At 71.2% G+C, this 16,649-nt stretch carries 14 protein-coding genes; 7 read left to right on the forward strand and 7 right to left on the reverse strand.

Going from position 1 to position 16,649, the window contains the following annotated elements; translation table 11 throughout:
* Positions 1-21: 21 nt before the first annotated feature.
* From ABZ192_RS09590 to ABZ192_RS09600, 3 genes are read right to left on the reverse strand one after another with little or no spacing between them, the layout of a single operon-like run.
* A complete protein-coding gene (locus tag ABZ192_RS09590) occupies positions 22-1,971 on the reverse strand; it encodes a substrate-binding domain-containing protein (RefSeq protein ID WP_356923959.1) in 1,950 nt (649 codons plus the stop codon).
* Positions 1,961-3,499, reverse strand: a complete 1,539-nt coding sequence (locus ABZ192_RS09595; protein ID WP_356923960.1) for a sugar ABC transporter ATP-binding protein — start codon at positions 3,497-3,499, stop codon at positions 1,961-1,963. The genes ABZ192_RS09590 and ABZ192_RS09595 overlap by 11 nt, the downstream gene beginning before the upstream one ends.
* Positions 3,496-4,563, reverse strand: coding sequence for a LacI family DNA-binding transcriptional regulator (locus tag ABZ192_RS09600; protein WP_356923961.1), 1,068 nt, complete (start codon positions 4,561-4,563; stop codon positions 3,496-3,498). The genes ABZ192_RS09595 and ABZ192_RS09600 overlap by 4 nt, the downstream gene beginning before the upstream one ends.
* 223 nt (positions 4,564-4,786) lie before the next feature.
* Here ABZ192_RS09600 and ABZ192_RS09605 point away from each other — a divergent pair, with 223 nt between their 5' ends.
* Both ABZ192_RS09605 and ABZ192_RS09610 read left to right on the forward strand, forming a co-directional pair.
* A complete protein-coding gene (locus ABZ192_RS09605) occupies positions 4,787-5,152 on the forward strand; it encodes a hypothetical protein (protein WP_356923962.1) in 366 nt (121 codons plus the stop codon).
* A gap of 105 nt (positions 5,153-5,257) precedes the next feature.
* Entirely contained in the window at positions 5,258-5,908 is a 651-nt protein-coding gene (locus ABZ192_RS09610) for a dihydrofolate reductase family protein (protein WP_356923963.1), read from the forward strand.
* Positions 5,909-5,914: 6 nt separating this feature from the next.
* On the opposite strand, the gene ABZ192_RS09615 is transcribed toward ABZ192_RS09610, so the two are convergent.
* A complete protein-coding gene (locus ABZ192_RS09615; protein ID WP_356923964.1) occupies positions 5,915-6,718 on the reverse strand; it encodes an MBL fold metallo-hydrolase in 804 nt (267 codons plus the stop codon).
* 88 nt (positions 6,719-6,806) lie between these two features.
* Between ABZ192_RS09615 and ABZ192_RS09620 the strand changes: the two genes are divergently transcribed.
* The 4 genes from ABZ192_RS09620 to ABZ192_RS09635 all read left to right on the forward strand — a co-directional run bounded on the left by ABZ192_RS09620 (position 6,807) and on the right by ABZ192_RS09635 (position 11,543).
* Positions 6,807-7,400 carry a CGNR zinc finger domain-containing protein gene (locus ABZ192_RS09620; RefSeq protein ID WP_356923965.1) on the forward strand — a complete coding sequence of 198 codons (594 nt, stop codon included), beginning with the start codon at positions 6,807-6,809 and terminating at the stop codon, positions 7,398-7,400.
* Positions 7,401-7,434: 34 nt separating this feature from the next.
* Entirely contained in the window at positions 7,435-7,698 is a 264-nt protein-coding gene (locus tag ABZ192_RS09625; RefSeq protein ID WP_356923966.1) for a hypothetical protein, read from the forward strand.
* Positions 7,699-7,727: 29 nt separating this feature from the next.
* Positions 7,728-10,055 (forward strand): ATP-dependent RecD-like DNA helicase, encoded by a 2,328-nt coding sequence (locus ABZ192_RS09630; RefSeq protein ID WP_356923967.1) that lies wholly within the window; start codon positions 7,728-7,730, stop codon positions 10,053-10,055.
* A 198-nt stretch (positions 10,056-10,253) separates the two neighbouring features.
* Positions 10,254-11,543: a citrate synthase gene (locus ABZ192_RS09635; protein WP_193505044.1), complete on the forward strand. Its 1,290-nt coding sequence runs from the start codon at positions 10,254-10,256 to the stop codon at positions 11,541-11,543.
* A gap of 637 nt (positions 11,544-12,180) precedes the next feature.
* Here the strand turns inward: ABZ192_RS09635 and ABZ192_RS09640 are convergent.
* Both ABZ192_RS09640 and ABZ192_RS09645 read right to left on the reverse strand, forming a co-directional pair.
* Entirely contained in the window at positions 12,181-14,433 is a 2,253-nt protein-coding gene (locus ABZ192_RS09640) for a heavy metal translocating P-type ATPase (RefSeq protein ID WP_356923968.1), read from the reverse strand.
* A 109-nt stretch (positions 14,434-14,542) separates the two neighbouring features.
* Positions 14,543-14,782: a heavy-metal-associated domain-containing protein gene (locus tag ABZ192_RS09645; RefSeq protein WP_086603693.1), complete on the reverse strand. Its 240-nt coding sequence runs from the start codon at positions 14,780-14,782 to the stop codon at positions 14,543-14,545.
* A gap of 258 nt (positions 14,783-15,040) precedes the next feature.
* On the opposite strand from ABZ192_RS09645, the gene ABZ192_RS09650 reads away from it, so the two are divergent.
* Entirely contained in the window at positions 15,041-16,084 is a 1,044-nt protein-coding gene (locus ABZ192_RS09650) for a zinc-dependent alcohol dehydrogenase family protein (protein ID WP_356923969.1), read from the forward strand.
* A gap of 61 nt (positions 16,085-16,145) precedes the next feature.
* Here the strand turns inward: ABZ192_RS09650 and ABZ192_RS09655 are convergent, their stop codons facing one another.
* Entirely contained in the window at positions 16,146-16,346 is a 201-nt protein-coding gene (locus ABZ192_RS09655; protein ID WP_031130605.1) for a MerR family transcriptional regulator, read from the reverse strand.
* Between the last annotated feature and the right edge of the window lie 303 nt (positions 16,347-16,649).

Consider the following 16,649-nt stretch of genomic DNA (forward strand, 5'->3'; position numbering starts at 1 on the left):
ACCGCCCGCCGTTCCCCGATGTCAGCCGCTGAACCCGGCCACGTTCTCCTTAGTGACCACCTTCACCGGCACCTTCACCGTCTCCTCGACCTTCTTCCCCTGGAGCGCCTTCAGCGCGTTGTCCACGGCGATCTTCCCGAGCTGGGACGGCTGCTGCGCCACGGACGCGTACAGCGTGCCGCCCTCGACCGCCTTCAGCCCGTCAGGCGTGCCGTCGAAACCGACCACCGAGACCGACTTTCCGGCCTTGGAGCCCAGCGCCTTGATCGCGCCGAGCGCCATCTCGTCGTTGGCGGCGATGACGCCCTGGACGTCCGGGTGGGCCTGGAGCAGGTTCGACATCACGTCGAGGCCCTTGGTGCGGTCGAAGTCCGCGGGCTGCTGGGCGACGACCTGGATGCCCGGGAAGGCCTTGAGGCCGTTCGCGAAGCCCTGGGCGCGCTCACGGGCGGCGGAGGTGCCGGCCTGGCCCTGGAGGATCACGATCTTGCCCTTGCCGCCCAGCTTCTCGGCGATGGTCTTGGCGGCGAGTTCACCGCCGGTGACGTTGTCGGAGGCGACCAGGGTGGCCGTCTTCGCGTTGTTGACGACGCGGTCGACGGCGATGACCGGGATCTTCGCCTGGTCGGCGGCCTGCACCGAGTTGCTCGCCGCGTCCGAGTCGACCGGGTTGACGATGATCGCGCCGAGTCCGGACGTGGTGAAGTTCTGGAGCTGGTTGGCCTGCTGGGAGGCGTCGTTCTGCGCGTCCGTGACGGTCAGGCCCACGCCCAGCTTCTTCGCCTCGGCCTGGGCGCCCGCCCGGATCTGCACGAAGAAGGGGTTGTTGAGGGTGGACAGCGACAGGCCCATCTTCGGGGTGCTCGCCGAGGAGGAGCCGTTGTGCAGGAAGGACGTGGCACCGACGATCGCGACGGTGACCACGGCCGCGAGCGCGTAGGTCGTCGCCTGCTTGCCCTTGCCGCCGCCCGCGCCGCCCGCGACCGGGGTCACCCCGGCCTTGCGGCGCGCGGTGTCGAGCAGCACGGCCAGCGCGATGACGACGCCGATGACGACCTGCTGCCAGAACGCCGACACGTTCAGCAGGTTCAGCCCGTTGCGCAGCACGGCCAGGATCAGTGCGCCGATCAGTGTGCCGGACGCCTTGCCCGTGCCGCCCGCGAGGGAGGCGCCGCCGATGACGACCGCGGCGATCGCGTCCAGCTCGTACCCGTCGGCGGCCTGCGGCTGCGCGGAGGAGAGGCGGGCGGCGAGGACGACACCCGCGACGGCGGCGAAGACTCCCGAGAAGGCGTAGATCGCGAGCTTCTGCTTCTTCACGCGCAGGCCGGACAGCCGCGCGGCCTCCTCGTTGCCGCCGATCGCGTACATCGAGCGGCCGATGTACGTCCGGCCGAGCACGAACGCGGCGATCAGGCCCATCACGACCAAGACGAGCAACGGCACCGGCAGCCAGCCGCCGAGCGTGTCCCCGAGGCGGGAGACGGAATCGGGGAAGGCGATCGGGGTGCCCTCGGAGATGACGAGGGACAGGCCGCGGGCCGCGGACAGCATGGCGAGCGTCGCGATGAACGGCGGCAGCTTGCCGTAGGAGATCAGGATGCCGTTGACCAGGCCGCAGACGATGCCCGTCGCTATGGCGAGCAGGACGGCGAGGAAGACCGGGACGCCCGCCGAGGTGGCGCTCCAGGCGAGGACCGTGGCGGACAGCGCGGCGACCGAGCCGACCGACAGGTCGATGCCCGCCGACACGATCACGAAGGTGACGCCGAAGGCGAGGATGGCGGTGACGGCCGCCTGGATGCCGACGTTCAGGAGGTTGTCGGTCGTCAGGAAGTCGCCGGACAGCGCCGACATCGCGACGACGAGGACGATGAGCGCGGTGAGCGCGCCGTTGTCGAGCAGGAGACGGCGCAGGCCGCCCGAGGCGGCACCCGCGCCCGTCGTGCTCTTGAGCGTGTCAGTGGCCACGGGAGGCCTCCGTTCCGGTCGTGGTCGTGCTCGTGGTGGTCGGAGTGCTGACGGCGAGTGCCATCACGGCGTCCTGGGTCGCCTCGTCGGCGGAGAGTTCGCCGGCGATCCGGCCCTGCGCCATCACCAGCACCCGGTCGCTCATGCCGAGCACCTCGGGCAGATCGCTGGAGATCATCAGGACGGCGGCACCGGCGGCGGTGAGTTCATTGACCAGCTGGTAGATCTCGACCTTGGCGCCGACGTCGATGCCGCGCGTCGGCTCGTCGAGGATCAGCACCTTGGTGTCGGCGAGCAGCCACTTGCCGATGACGACCTTCTGCTGGTTGCCGCCGGACAGCGTGCGCACGTGCTGGCCGAGGCCCGCCATCCGTATCCCGAGCTGCCCCGCGATCCGCTCGGCGGCCTCGCGCTGCCCCTTGAGGTCGACGAGCCCCGCCCGGGTGGCCGAGCGCAGCGTCACCAGACCGAGGTTCTCCTCGACCGACGCGTCCAGCACCAGGCCCTGGCCCTTGCGGTCCTCGGGGATGAGCCCGATGCCCGCGGTCATCGCCGCGTTGACGTCGTCCTTGCGGATCGCGGAACCGGCGACCTTCACGGCCCCCTTGTCGTACGGGTCGGCCCCGAACACGGCCCGCACGACTTCCGTACGGCCGGCGCCGACCAGCCCGGCGATGCCGACCACCTCGCCGGCGTGCACCTCGAAGCTGACGTCGTGGAAGACGCCGTCGCGGGTGAGTCCCTCGACGGACAGCAACGCGGGGCCCCGATCGGCGCGTTCGCGCGGATACTGCTGCTCGATCGAGCGCCCGACCATGAGCCGGACGAGTTCGTCCTCGGGCGTGGAGGCGGGCACCTGCCCGACGCTCCTGCCGTCCCGGAGGACCGTCACCCGGTCACCCAGGGCGGCGATCTCCTCCAGGTGATGCGTGATGAAGACGACCCCGACGCCGTCCTCGCGCAGCGTGCGCACGATCGCGAAGAGCTTGTCGACCTCCTCGGAGGTGAGCACGGCCGTCGGCTCGTCCATGATGAGCACTCGCGCGTCCAGGCTGAGGGCCTTGGCGATCTCGACCATCTGCAGGCGTGCGATACCGAGTTCGCGCACCCGCGCGCGGGGCGACACGTTCACGCCCACGCGCGCGAGGAGGGCCTCGGCGTCGGCCTCCATCCGCTTCCGGTCGATCACCCCGAACCGGCGCGGCTGCCGCCCCAGGAACAGGTTCTCGGCGACCGTCAGATCCGGAACGAGGTTGAACTCCTGGTAGATGGTGGCGATCCCGAGCCGCTCGGAGTCCTGCGCACCCTGGATGCGCACCTCCTCGCCGCCGACCAGGATCCGCCCGGCGTCGGGCGTGTAGGCGCCGGAGAGCATCTTGATGAGGGTGCTCTTGCCCGCGCCGTTCTCACCGAGCAGCACATGCACCTCGCCCCGGCGCAGGTCGAAGTCCACGCCGTCCAGCGCGACCACACCCGGGAAGGTCTTGCGAATGCCCTCGATGCGCAGCAACTCGTCCGCGTTGCTCACGAATGGCTCCTGTTCTCTGCGGGGGGCTGCACAGCGGGGGCCTGTGCAGAGTCCGGCTCCGGGGAGGCCGGATACGGCTCGCCGCACGAGCGGCGTACGACGAGCCGGGCGGGAAGGGTGACGGACTCGCCGGGCCGCCCCTCGATCCGGTCGACCAGTGCGCGCACGGCGGCCCGCCCCAGCTCGCCGGTCGGCTGGGCGATCGCGGTGACCGGCGGATCGGTGTGCACGAACCAGGGGATGTCGTCGAACGCGGCCAGCGCGATGTCGTCCGGCACGCGCAGACCACGCGCGCGTACGGCGTCCAGCGCGCCGAGCGCCATCAGGTTGTCGGCCGCGAACACGACCTCGGGCGGCTCGGCCAGGTCGAGGAACCCCTCGGTGACCCGGCGCCCGCTCTCGGCCTGGAAGTCGCCCTGCCCTATGTAGGCGTCGGGGAGGTCCAGCCCGTACTCCCGGAGGGCCTCCCGGAAGGCCTCCACACGCTCGCGTCCGGTCGTGGTCGCCGCCGGGCCCGCGATGATCGCGACCCTCCGGTGTCCGAGCCCGTACAGATGCGCCACGAGGTCCCGGACGGCGGCCTGCCCGTCCGCCCGGACCACCGGCACGTCCACGCCCGGGATCCACCGGTCCACGAACACCATGGGCGTCCCGGCCTGGGCGGCGTCCAGCATCAGCGGCGAACCGCCGTCCGTCGGGGAGACGAGCAGCCCGTCGATCCGCCGGTCCAGCAGGTTGCGGACGTGGTGGTCCTGGAGGTCGGGCCGCTCGTCGGCGTTGCCGATGATGACGCTGTAGCCGAGCGCGCGGGCCTCCTCCTCGACGGAGCGGGCCAGTTCGGTGAAGTACGGGTTCAGTACGTCGCTGATGACCAGGCCGAGGGTGTGGGTCTGGTCGGTGCGCAGGGAGCGGGCGACGGCGTTCGGGCGGTAGCCCAGGGACTCGACGGCGGCCAGCACGCGGGTGCGTGCGTCGGCGCTGACCGACGGGTGGTCGTTCAGGACGCGCGAGACCGTGGCGACGGATACGCCGGCCTCGGCAGCGACGTCCTTGATGCTGGCCACCGCCGCTCCACCTCCTTGTGGATCAGTCGTGGGAGCACTTGCTCAAGCGCTCGTGGAATCGATTACATCGACGGGTGGATGGAATCGATTACACGCCGGTAAATCAAGACCCCGAGGGGACCTCTTGACCGGATCGTGATGTCGCGGGCCGCTCCGTGGCGGTTCAGGGTGGAGGGAGGAGATCCGTTGTCGCGAGGCCCGGGCGGGCCGGAGTGGAGGAGACATGACGGCGGCGACTCGGAACGACGTACCCGTAGCCCTCGAGGGCAACGGCGTGGAACTGCGCCTCATGCCGATCGGGGGCGGCATGTCGGTGGGCTACATCAGCCTGCCCCAGGGCACCGACATGGGCCCGGCCCTCAAGGGCCTGCCCGACGACGCGTGCCAGTGCCCCCACTGGGGCTATCTGCTGAAGGGCCGGATCAGGATGCGCACGGCCTCCGGCGAGGAGGAGTACGAGGCGGGCCAGGCGTACTACTGGGGGCCCGGCCATGTCCCGGTCGCCCTGGAGGACAGCGAGTTCGTGGAGTTCTCCCCGAGCGAGGACTTCCAGCAGGTGATCGAGCACGTGGTCGCGCAGGCCGGGTGAGTCGGGGCCGGTCGCCGGTGAGCCGAGGGAAATCGCCGGGCCGCCGATGAGTTTCGCCGGCCCGGACGGTCTGTCCCCTCGTCGACCACCACAAGGAGGAGCGCCGTGCCCCAGCAGCTACTGCGAGTGCAGAACTTCTGCGTCTCGCGTGACGGATTCGGTGCCGGTGAGCACCAGACCCTGGAACGGCCCTTCGGCCACGCCGACCCGGGGCAGATGTTCGCCTGGGCCGGCGCCACCGCGAGCTGGCCCAACCGCACCGACCCCGGCGGCAGCCGCGGTCTCGACGACTACCTCACGCGCGACTTCGCGCACAACGTCGGCGCCGAGATCATGGGCCGCAACAAGTTCAGTCCCCAGCGCGGCCCCTGGCAGGACCACGAGTGGAAGGGCTGGTGGGGCGACGAGCCGCCGTTCCACACGCCGGTGTTCGTCATGACCCACCACGAGCGTCCGTCGTTCACCCTCTCCGACACCACGTTCCACTTCGTCGGCGGCGACCCGGCCGAGGTCCTGGAGCAGGCGCGCGAGGCGGCCGGCGGCAAGGACGTCCGGCTGGGCGGCGGGGCGGCCACCATCCGGGAGTTCCTCGACGCCGACCTGGTGGACACGCTGCACGTGGCGGTCTCGCCCGGCGTGGTCATCGGGTCCGGCTCACGGCTCTGGGAGTCCCCCGAGGAGCTGTTCGACCGCTTCCACTGCGATGTGGTGCCGAGCCCCAGCGGGGTGATCCATCACCTGTTCTGGAGGAAGTGACGGCGGTCAGGCGCCCTTGCCCCAGTCCAGGCGGTCGGCGAGCCCGGCGGCGGTGAAGGCGGCTTCCAGCTCCTCGCGGCCTTCGGTGAAGTGGGCCCAGCTGTCGTAGTGCACGGGGACGACGCGGCGGGCGCCGAGGATCCGCGCGGCCTCCGCCGCCATGGCGCTGTCCAGCACGACGACCTGGTTGTCGAAGAGGACGGGGAAACGGGGAGCACCGGCGAAGAGGACGGCGGTGTCGACGGGGCCGAAGCGGCCGGCGATCTCGCGGACCGCTTCGAGGGAGGCGTTGTCGCCGCTGACGTAGACGGTGGGCAGGCCCTCGCCGGTCAGGACGAAGCCGACGACCTGGCCGGTGACCGGCTCGACCTCCTCGCGGGGGCCGGGGCCGTGCACGGCGGGTACGCCGGTCACGGTGACCGTGCCGCCGTCGGGGCGGTCCAGCTCGACGGACTCCCAGTCGGCCAGGCCCCTGGCCTTGTCTCCCAGGCTCTCGCGCAGACGCTCGCCGCCACCGGGCGTGGTCAGGGTCAGGGGTATGGCGGCGAGCAGGGCCCGGCCGGAGGTGTCGAGGTTGTCGGCGTGCTCGTCGTGGGAGAGCAGCACCACGTCGATACGGCCGAGGTCGGCGGGGGTGGTGGCGGACGGCGCGGTCTTGGTCAGGAACCGAGCGTCACCGCGGGGGTAGTCGCCGGGAGCGTCGAAGGTGGGGTCGGTCAGGAAGCGCAGGCCGCCGTACTCGAAGAGGGCGGTCGGGCCGCCGAACACGCGGACGGGGAACGGGGCCGAGGTCGCGGAAAGCGCAGACATGAAGAAATCCTCACGGATAGATGTGTTCGAACCGTGAGGCGACCGTAGTCGCTTCTCACGGATACAGGCAAGCCGTACCATGAGAGATATGCAGGAGCCCGTGATCGACCAGCCCGCCCCGCCACCCGCGCAGGGCGAGGAGGAGCACCCCTCCCTCGCCCTCGTCAACAGCGTGATCGCGCTGCCCGGCGGGCACACGGTCGACCTCCTGGGCACCCCGGCGCAGACGAACCACTGGCTGACCCAGCGCGGCCTCGCCCCGGTCGACGCCGGCATGCGGGAGATGTGCGCGACCCAACTGCGCTCCCTGCGCGAACAGATCAGGTCGCTGTTCGCCGCCCGGGCCGAAGCCCTGCCCGCCCTCCCCGCGGCCGTGGCGGCCGTCAACGACGCGATGACCCGGGTCCCCACGGCCCCGCTGCTGCGGTGGGACGACGAGACCGGCCCCTACCGCACGGCCCCCCACCCCACCACCGCGATCGTCGACCTGGCCCTGGCCACTCTCGCCGCCGACGCCGCGGACCTGCTCACGTCCCCCGACGCCGAACGCCTCACCGCCTGCGGCTCCCCGCCCTGCAACCGCTACCTGCTCCGCCACGGCCGCCGCCAGTGGTGCTCCACCCGCTGCGGCGACCGCGCCCGCGCGGCCCGCGCGTATGCCCGCCGGAGCACCCCGCGATGACTCGATCGCTCCCCTCGTGTGGGACGGTTCGACCATGACCAGCGACTACGACCGTCTCCGTAACGGCATCGAGTTCATGACCGCCTACGTCTCCGGCAACGACCTGCTGACGGCCTACGTGGCAGAACGACGGCGCGAGGACCCCATGGCGACCGAGGCCCTCATGGACGGGGCGGCGGCCCTGTGCGCCCTGCTGCTGCGCAAGATGGCCCGGGATGTCGGCAAGACCGAGCACGAGCTGCTCCAGGAACTGGCCCGCGGCACCCATCGGCACGAGCAGCGGTCCGACGAGGCCTGACTGTCGTACCCCGGCGGTACGGTCGGATCATGCCCAACCAGACGGGAACCCCCGCCGGCGAACGGCGACTCGCTGTGCTCGAAGGCGTTCTCGAGCGGATCACGTACGCCAACGAGGAGAACGGCTACACGGTCGCCCGGGTCGACACCGGCAGAGGCGGCGGCGATCTGCTCACGGTCGTGGGCGCGCTGCTCGGCGCCCAGGTCGGGGAATCCCTGCGCATGGAGGGCCGCTGGGGCTCGCATCCCCAGTACGGCAAGCAGTTCCACGTGGAGAACTACACGACGGTCCTGCCCGCCACCGTCCAGGGCATCCGCCGCTACCTAGGCTCCGGCCTGGTCAAGGGCATCGGCCCGGTCTTCGCCGACCGGATCACGCAGCACTTCGGGCTGGACACCCTCCAGATCATCGAGGAGGAGCCCAAGCGGCTCATCGAGGTCCCGGGCCTCGGGCCCAAGCGGACGAAGAAGATCGCCGACGCCTGGGAGGAACAGAAGGCCATCAAGGAGGTCATGCTCTTCCTCCAGACCGTCGAGGTGTCCACGTCCATCGCCGTGCGGATCTACAAGAAGTACGGCGACGCGTCCATCTCCGTCGTGAAGAACCAGCCCTACCGCCTCGCCGCCGACGTCTGGGGCATCGGCTTCCTCACCGCCGACAAGATCGCCCAGTCCGTCGGCATCCCGCACGACAGCCCGGAGCGCGTCAAGGCGGGCCTGCAGTACGCGCTGTCGCAGTCCACCGACCAGGGCCACTGCTTCCTGCCGGAGGAGCAGCTGATCAAGGACGCGGTCAAGCTCCTCCAGGTCGACACGGGCCTGGTCATCGAGTGCCTCGCCGAGCTGGCCGAGCCCTCGGAGGACGGCGAGGAGCCCGGTGTCGTACGCGAGAAGGTCCCGGGCCCCGACGGCGGCGAGCCCGTCACCGCGGTCTACCTCGTGCCCTTCCACCGCGCCGAACTCTCCCTCTCCGCCCAGCTGTTGCGCCTCCTGCGCACGGAGGAGGACCGGATGCCGGGCTTCCAGGCGGTGGCCTGGGACAAGGCCCTCGGCTGGCTGAAGACCCGCACCGGCGTCGACCTGGCCCCGGAGCAGGAGGCCGCCGTCAGGCTCGCCCTGACCGAGAAGGTCGCGGTCCTCACCGGCGGCCCCGGCTGCGGCAAGTCCTTCACGGTCCGCTCCATCGTGGAGCTGGCCCGCGCCAAGAGGGCGAAGGTCGTGCTCGCCGCCCCGACCGGCCGGGCCGCCAAGCGCCTGTCCGAGCTCACCGGCGCCGAGGCCTCCACGGTCCACCGCCTGCTGGAGCTGAAGCCCGGCGGCGACGCGGCTTACGACCGGGACCGCCCGCTGGACGCGGACCTGGTGGTGGTCGACGAGGCGTCCATGCTGGACCTCCTCCTCGCCAACAAGTTGGTGAAAGCCGTCCCTCCGGGGGCGCATCTGCTCTTCGTCGGGGACGTGGACCAGCTGCCCAGCGTCGGCGCGGGGGAGGTGCTGCGCGACCTCCTGGCCGACGGGGGACCGATCCCCGCCGTCCGCCTCACCCGGGTCTTCCGCCAGGCCCAGCAGTCGGGCGTGGTGACGAACGCGCACCGGATCAACGCCGGCCAACACCCGCTCACCGACGGCATGAAGGACTTCTTCCTCTTCGTCGAGGACGACACGGAGGAGGCGGGGCGGCTCACGGTGGACGTGGCGGCGCGGCGGATCCCCGCCAAGTTCGGGCTGGACCCCCGCCGGGACGTGCAGGTCCTCGCGCCCATGCACCGCGGCCCGGCCGGGGCCGGCACCCTCAACGGCCTGCTCCAGCAGGCCGTCACACCCGCCCGCCCCGACCTCCCCGAGAAGCGGTTCGGCGGCCGCGTCTTCCGCGTCGGCGACAAGGTCACGCAGATCCGCAACAACTACGAGAAGGGCGAGAACGGCGTCTTCAACGGCACGGTGGGCGTGGTGACTTCCCTCAACCTCGACGACCAGCGGCTGACGGTGCGGACGGACGAGGACGAGGAGGTGCCGTACGAGTTCGACGAGCTCGACGAGCTCGCCCACGCGTACGCGGTGACGATCCACCGCTCCCAGGGCAGTGAGTACCCCGCTGTCGTCATCCCGGTCACCACCGGGGCCTGGATGATGCTCCAGCGCAACCTCCTGTACACGGCGGTCACTCGGGCGAAGAAGCTGGTGGTGCTGGTCGGTTCGCGCAAGGCCCTGGGCCAGGCGGTCCGTACGGTGTCCGCGGGGCGGCGGTGCACGGCGCTGGACTTCCGCCTGGCCGGGGGCCGGCTCCCGGACGGATCACATGAGGACACGGGGTCAGGGCCACCACACCCCCGTCGGCACCCCCGGACCGAAAAATGATCGATCAAACAAGTCGGAAAGGTCACACAGTGCTTTCCTGGGGAGGGCAGGAGGGGGCAGGATGGACAGGTTGGCGGCACTCAGTGCCGCCGATAGGCCCAATGGTCGACCCCGAGTGCACTCTCCTGCGCCAAATGGGGGATGGTAGAGACAGTCAGGGCACCTCGAAGAAGAGGCACAACGTCGGTGAGGGATGACGTGAGCGACAACTCTGTAGTACTGCGGTACGGCGACGGCGAGTACACCTACCCGGTGATCGACAGCACCGTCGGTGACAAGGGCTTCGACATCGGCAAGCTCCGCGCCCAGACCGGTCTGGTGACGCTGGACAGCGGATACGGCAACACCGCCGCCTACAAATCCGCCATCACCTACCTGGACGGCGAAGCAGGCATCCTGCGGTACCGCGGCTACCCGATCGAGCAGTTGGCCGAGCGCTCCACCTTCCTGGAGGTCGCCTACCTGCTGATCAACGGCGAGCTGCCGACCGTCGACGAGCTCTCGACGTTCAAGAACGACATCACGCAGCACACCCTGCTGCACGAGGACGTCAAGAACTTCTACAAGGGCTTCCCGCGCGACGCCCACCCGATGGCCATGCTGTCCTCGGTCGTCTCGGCGCTGTCCACGTTCTACCAGGACAGCCACAACCCGTTCGACGAGCGTCAGCGCAACCTCTCCACGATCCGCCTGCTCGCCAAGCTCCCGACGATCGCGGCGTACGCGTACAAGAAGTCGATCGGTCACCCGTTCGTCTACCCGCGCAACGACCTGGGCTACGTCGAGAACTTCCTCCGGATGACCTTCTCGGTTCCGGCGCAGGAGTACGACCTCGACCCGACGGTGGTCGCGGCGCTGGACAAGCTGCTGATCCTGCACGCGGACCACGAGCAGAACTGTTCGACCTCCACGGTCCGCCTGGTCGGCTCCTCGCAGGCGAACATGTTCGCCTCGATCTCCGCCGGCATCAACGCGCTGTGGGGCCCGCTGCACGGAGGCGCCAACCAGTCCGTGCTGGAGATGCTGGAGGGCATCCGCGACTCCGGCGGTGACGTCGACTCCTTCATCCGCAAGGTGAAGAACAAGGAGGACGGCGTCCGCCTGATGGGCTTCGGCCACCGGGTCTACAAGAACTTCGACCCGCGTGCCAAGATCATCAAGGCCGCCGCGCACGACGTGCTGTCCGCCCTCGGCAAGTCCGACGAGCTGCTGGACATCGCGCTGAAGCTGGAGGAGCACGCGCTCTCCGACGACTACTTCGTCTCGCGCAGCCTCTACCCGAACGTCGACTTCTACACCGGCTTGATCTACCGGGCCATGGGCTTCCCGACCGAGATGTTCACGGTCCTGTTCGCCCTCGGCCGGCTGCCGGGCTGGATCGCCCAGTGGCACGAGATGATCAAGGAGCCGGGCTCCCGCATCGGCCGCCCCCGCCAGATCTACACGGGCGTCGTCGAGCGCGACTTCGTGCCCGTCGAGGAGCGCTGAGGCGAGCGGCCGTCAGCCGCCGGCGTCGTAGTGCCGCTCGGCCCCCGTATCCGCTCGCGCGGGTGCGGGGGCTCTTGCGTACCTGCGGCGCGAGAAGGCCGGAGTGGCGGCAAAGAAAGAAGGCGCCCTGTCGCCGGTCCCCCCACGGGCCGACGACCAGGGCGCCTTCCCAGTCCCGGTACGGATTCCCCCCACGGGATCCGGCCGGGCGTCTGTGAGGACAGCGCCTGAATCGCTGTGAGCACAACGAGCAAAACCCGCCGTACTGCGGTGTGCGGTCTGCCGGGACAACGCACGACCGGGAGGGCCGCTCAAAGCTTCCCGGTGTACGTGCCCCGGCAACGCATCTCTGGAGAAGTCCCCCAAGACATCTCCAGATGCCAGGTGACGCCCCCCAAGACGCTCCCTGACATCGTCAACTTAGACCTTCGAACCCCTTCGATGGTTACGTTCACATCACTGTGATCTGCGTCTCTTGCATATGTCCGTTAGATACGCAAGAGCCCGGATATGCCGTCCGGGGCTCAAGCGTAAGGATGATGCGCGAGCCTTGTGAAGAGCTTATGTGAGCCGGGCCCGGGACTCCAGAGGGGCTCATATCACGTTCGCCGCGAACTTAGGGCGAATTCGGGCGACTTCACCGGAATGTCCGCAGTCGAAGACTGTTCGTGACGACGAAGACCGACGAGAAGGCCATCGCGGCCCCGGCGATCATCGGGTTCAGCAGCCCCGCGGCGGCCAGCGGCAGCGCGGCGACGTTGTAGCCGAAGGCCCACACGAGGTTGCCCTTGATCGTGGCCAGCGTCCGGCGGGACAGCCGGATCGCGTCCGCCGCCACCCGCAGGTCGCCGCGCACCAGCGTCAGATCGCCCGCCTCGATCGCCGCGTCCGTGCCGGTGCCCATGGCCAGGCCCAGGTCGGCGGTGGCGAGCGCGGCCGCGTCGTTGACGCCGTCACCCACCATGGCGACGACCCGCCCCTCGGCCTGCAACCGCCGTACGGCGTCCACCTTGTCCTCGGGCAGGACCTCCGCGATCACCCGGTCGATCCCGACGGCCCCGGCCACCGCATCGGCCACCGCCCGGTTGTCCCCGGTCAGCAGCACCGGCGTGAGCCCCAGCGCGCGCAGCTCCCGCACCGCCTCCGCGCTGGTCTCCTTGACCGCGTCCGCCACGGCCAGGACGGCCTTCGCCGTCCCGTCCCAGCCGGCCAGGACGGCCGTACGGCCGGCCCGCTCGGCGTCGTCCCGCGCGCGGGCCAGCTCCGGCGGTACGTCGTCGAAGAGCCGTCCCACGGCGACCTCGCGGCCCTCCACGCGCCCCCGTACGCCCCGCCCGGGGACGTTCTCGAAGTTCTCGACGTCCGGGAGCTGTCCGGCCCTCTCCTCGGCGCCCCGCGCGATCGCCCGGGCCACGGGGTGCTCGGAGGCGTGCTCGACGGCGCCCGCCAGCCGCAGCACCTCCTTCTCGTCGGCGCCCTCGGCGACATGGACCTCCTGGAGGGTCATCCGGCCCGTGGTGACCGTGCCGGTCTTGTCCAGGACGACCGTGTCGATCCGGCGCGTGGACTCCAGGACCTCCGGGCCCTTGATGAGGATGCCGAGCTGGGCGCCGCGGCCCGTGCCGACCATCAGCGCGGTCGGGGTGGCCAGGCCCAGGGCGCACGGGCAGGCGATGATCAGGACGGCGACCGCGGCGGTGAACGCGGCGACGCCGTCGCCGGTCAGGCCGAGCCAGACGCCGGCCGTGGCGGCGGCGATCAGCAGGACCACCGGCACGAACACCCCGGCGATCCGGTCGGCGAGCCGCTGCACCTCGGCCTTGCCGTTCTGCGCGTCCTCCACCAGCTTCGCCATCCGCGCGAGCTGGGTGTCGGCGCCGATCCGGGTGGCCTCGACGACGAGCCGCCCGCCCGCGTTGACCGTCGCGCCGGTGACCGCGTCCCCGGCCGCCACGTCCACCGGCACCGACTCGCCGGTCAGCATCGAGGCGTCCACCGCGGAGGCGCCTTCGACGACCGTGCCGTCGGTGGCGATCTTCTCGCCCGGCCGTACGACGAACCGGTCCCCGACGGCCAGCCGCTGTGCCGGGATCCACACCTCGCGCCCGTCCCGCAGGACGGCCACCTCCTTGGCGCCCAGTTCCATCAGCGCCTTGAGGGCCGCTCCCGCACGGCGCTTGGAGCGCGCCTCCAGGTAGCGGCCCAGCAGGATGAACGCCGTGACGCCGGAGGCGACCTCCAGGTAGATCGAGGAGGCTCCGTCGCCGCGCGAGACCGTGAGCTCGAAGGGGTGCCGCATGCCGGGCATGCCCGCGTCGCCGAGGAACAGGGCCCACAGGGACCAGCCGAACGCGGCCAGCGTGCCGAGGGAGACCAGCGTGTCCATGGTGGCGGCGCCGTGCCGGACGTTCGTCCAGGCCGCCCGGTGGAAGGGCAGTCCGCCCCAGACGACGACCGGGGCGGCGAGGGTGAGCGAGAGCCACTGCCAGTTGTCGAACTGGAGCGCCGGGATCATGGCCAGCAGGATGACCGGCACGGCGAGGGCGGCGGAGACGGCGAGGCGGCGGCGCAGGGCCGACAGCTCGGGGTCCTCCCCGGCGGCGTGCGTGCCGTCGGCGGACTCCTCCTCCCGCGCGGGCGCGGGCTCCTCGGCGGTGTACCCGGTCTTCACCACGGTCGCGATCAGGTCGGCGACCTCGGTGCCCGCGGGATAGGTGACCCGGGCCTTCTCCGTCGCGTAGTTCACCGTGGCGGTGACGCCGTCCATGCGGTTGAGCTTCTTCTCGACGCGGGCCGCGCAGGAGGCGCAGGTCATCCCGCCGATGAGCAGCTCGACCTCGGCGAGCGCCGGCTCGCTGTCGGCCGGCGCCTTGGCGGTGGTGCTGGTCATGTCCGTACTCCAGGAGTTGCGGTGCGCCCGGGAAACGGGACGGGCCGTACGGGCCGGGGGTGGCGGCGTACGGCCCTTACGTCGGTACGAGTGCCAGGGTCGGGGTGTCTCAGGCCCGGCCGGCCAGCTCGAAACCGGCCTCGTCGACGGCCGCGCGCACGGCCTCGTCGTCGAGCGGGGAGGCGGAGACGACGGTGACCTCGCCGGTCGAGGCGACGGCCGTCACGGAGCTGACGCCGGAGATCTGGGAGATCTCGCCGGAAACGGCGCCCTCGCAGTGCCCGCAGCTCATGCCGCTCACCTTGTAGACGGTGGTGACGGGGCCCGTGGTGTCGGTCTGGGCGGTCATCTCGTTACTCCTCGTCGAGGTGTGTGGGGCAATGGGGACCCTTGGGGTCCGCGTACCCACTGTACCCCTAGGGGGTATCAGTTTCACGACGCCCCCGGCGACCACCTCCTCGACCCGGGTCACCGCAGGTCGACGCGGACGGCACGGGCCCGCACGGCAGAGGCCCGCACGGCACGGGCTAGCGTTCCCCGAGACGCTGACTGCCCGGGCCGCGAGGACCACCGGCGATCCGGGCGCGAACGGAAGGGCGGGTGGATCATGCGGGCGGTCGTGTTCGAGCGGTTCGGGGAGCCGGCCGAGGTGCGGGACGTCGCCGATCCGGAGCCCGCGGAGCACGGGGTCGTCGTGCGGGTCGAGGCCACGGGGCTGTGCCGCAGCGACTGGCACGGCTGGCAGGGCCATGATCCGGGCATCGTGCTGCCGCATGTGCCCGGGCATGAACTCGCCGGGGTCGTCGAGACGGTGGGCGACCGCGTGACCCGCTGGCGGCCCGGCGACCGGGTCACCGTGCCGTTCGTCTGCGCCTGCGGCACCTGCCCGTCCTGCGCGGCGGGCGACCACCAGGTGTGCGAGCGGCAGACCCAGCCCGGCTTCTCGCACTGGGGCTCCTTCGCCCAGTACGTGGCCCTGGACCACGCCGACGTCAACCTCGTGGCGCTCCCCGGGGAGCTGCCCTTCGCGACGGCGGCCTCCCTGGGCTGCCGGTTCGCCACGGCGTACCGGGCGGTGGTGCGGCAGGGCCGGGTCGCGGCGGGGGAGTGGGTGGCGGTGCACGGCTGCGGCGGTGTCGGTCTCTCCGCGGTGATGATCGCGGCGGCGTCGGGCGCGCGGGTCGTGGCCGTCGACGTGTCGGCCCGGGCGCTGGACCTGGCGCGGACGTTCGGGGCGGCGCAGTGCCTGGACGCGTCGGCCGTGCCGGACCCCGCGGCGGCGGTCCGTGACCTCACCGGCGGCGGAGCCCATCTCTCCCTGGACGCCCTCGGTTCCCCCGCCACCTGCGCAGCCTCCGTGAACGGCCTGCGCCGCCGCGGCCGGCACGTCCAGGTCGGCCTGCTGCCCTCGCCGACCGGTACGACACCCGTGCCGATGGCCCGTGCGACAGCCCTGGAGCTGGAACTCCTCGGCAGCCACGGCATGGCCGCGCACGGCTACCCGCCGATGCTGGAGCTGGTCCGCAGCGGTGTCCTGCGCCCCGATCTGCTGGTGACGTCCACGATCCCGCTGGACGAGGCCCCGCCCGCCCTGGCGGCGATGGGGACGGCGCCACCGGCGGGCGCGACGGTCATCGAGCCGTGGCGCTGACCTTCCCCCGGAGAAAGCCGTGCCCCACGCGGCGGTGGGGCACGGGGTCGGGCCGGGAAGGTCAGTCGGCTCTTCGGCCGCGGTTGCCGGGCCGGGACGCCACCCAGGCCCGGACCGTGTCGGCGTACCAGTAGGGCTTGCCGCTCTCGACGTGGTCGGGTGGCGGCAGCAGTCCGTGCTTGCGGTAGGACCGCACGGTGTCCGGCTGCACCCGGATGTGTGCCGCGATCTCCTTGTAGGACCAGAGCCTTCGGTCGGTCATGACGTGCACCTCCCCGCGCGCACCACGGCGGCGGCCGGGGCGGCCGTCCGGGGGAGCCGGGCGCTGCGCTGGCGATCAACAAGCCTGTGTCCGGTCAACGACACTCCGTGACACAGGGCAGGCCATGTGTGCCGGGTGTGACGGAAGGTCCGCGTACCCGGGACACCTGTGACAGGAAGGGGGCGTTTGTGACACAACCGGGGCACACGCGCTCACCGGAGCTCCGGCGGGGTGCCTTGACGCGGCATCAGGCGAAGACTGGAGAAACGAGGGGCGCACACAGCGGACACCTGCGCACGACAC

It is taken from the genome of Streptomyces sp. NPDC006235, from assembly GCF_040613735.1.
Taxonomy (GTDB): Bacteria; Actinomycetota; Actinomycetes; order Streptomycetales; family Streptomycetaceae; genus Streptomyces.

Excerpts from the sequence above, each read along its gene's own strand:
- ABZ192_RS09605 (WP_356923962.1), top strand. The coding sequence starts at position 4,787 with ATGACGGCGGCGACTCGGAACGACGTACCCGTAGCCCTCGAGGGCAAC.
- ABZ192_RS09615 (WP_356923964.1), bottom strand. The coding sequence starts at position 6,718 with ATGTCTGCGCTTTCCGCGACCTCGGCCCCGTTCCCCGTCCGCGTGTTC.
- ABZ192_RS09620 (WP_356923965.1), top strand. The coding sequence starts at position 6,807 with ATGCAGGAGCCCGTGATCGACCAGCCCGCCCCGCCACCCGCGCAGGGC.
- ABZ192_RS09625 (WP_356923966.1), top strand. The coding sequence starts at position 7,435 with ATGACCAGCGACTACGACCGTCTCCGTAACGGCATCGAGTTCATGACC.
- ABZ192_RS09630 (WP_356923967.1), top strand. The coding sequence starts at position 7,728 with ATGCCCAACCAGACGGGAACCCCCGCCGGCGAACGGCGACTCGCTGTG.
- ABZ192_RS09640 (WP_356923968.1), bottom strand. The coding sequence starts at position 14,433 with ATGACCAGCACCACCGCCAAGGCGCCGGCCGACAGCGAGCCGGCGCTC.
- ABZ192_RS09645 (WP_086603693.1), bottom strand. The coding sequence starts at position 14,782 with ATGACCGCCCAGACCGACACCACGGGCCCCGTCACCACCGTCTACAAG.
- ABZ192_RS09650 (WP_356923969.1), top strand. The coding sequence starts at position 15,041 with ATGCGGGCGGTCGTGTTCGAGCGGTTCGGGGAGCCGGCCGAGGTGCGG.
- ABZ192_RS09655 (WP_031130605.1), bottom strand. The coding sequence starts at position 16,346 with ATGACCGACCGAAGGCTCTGGTCCTACAAGGAGATCGCGGCACACATC.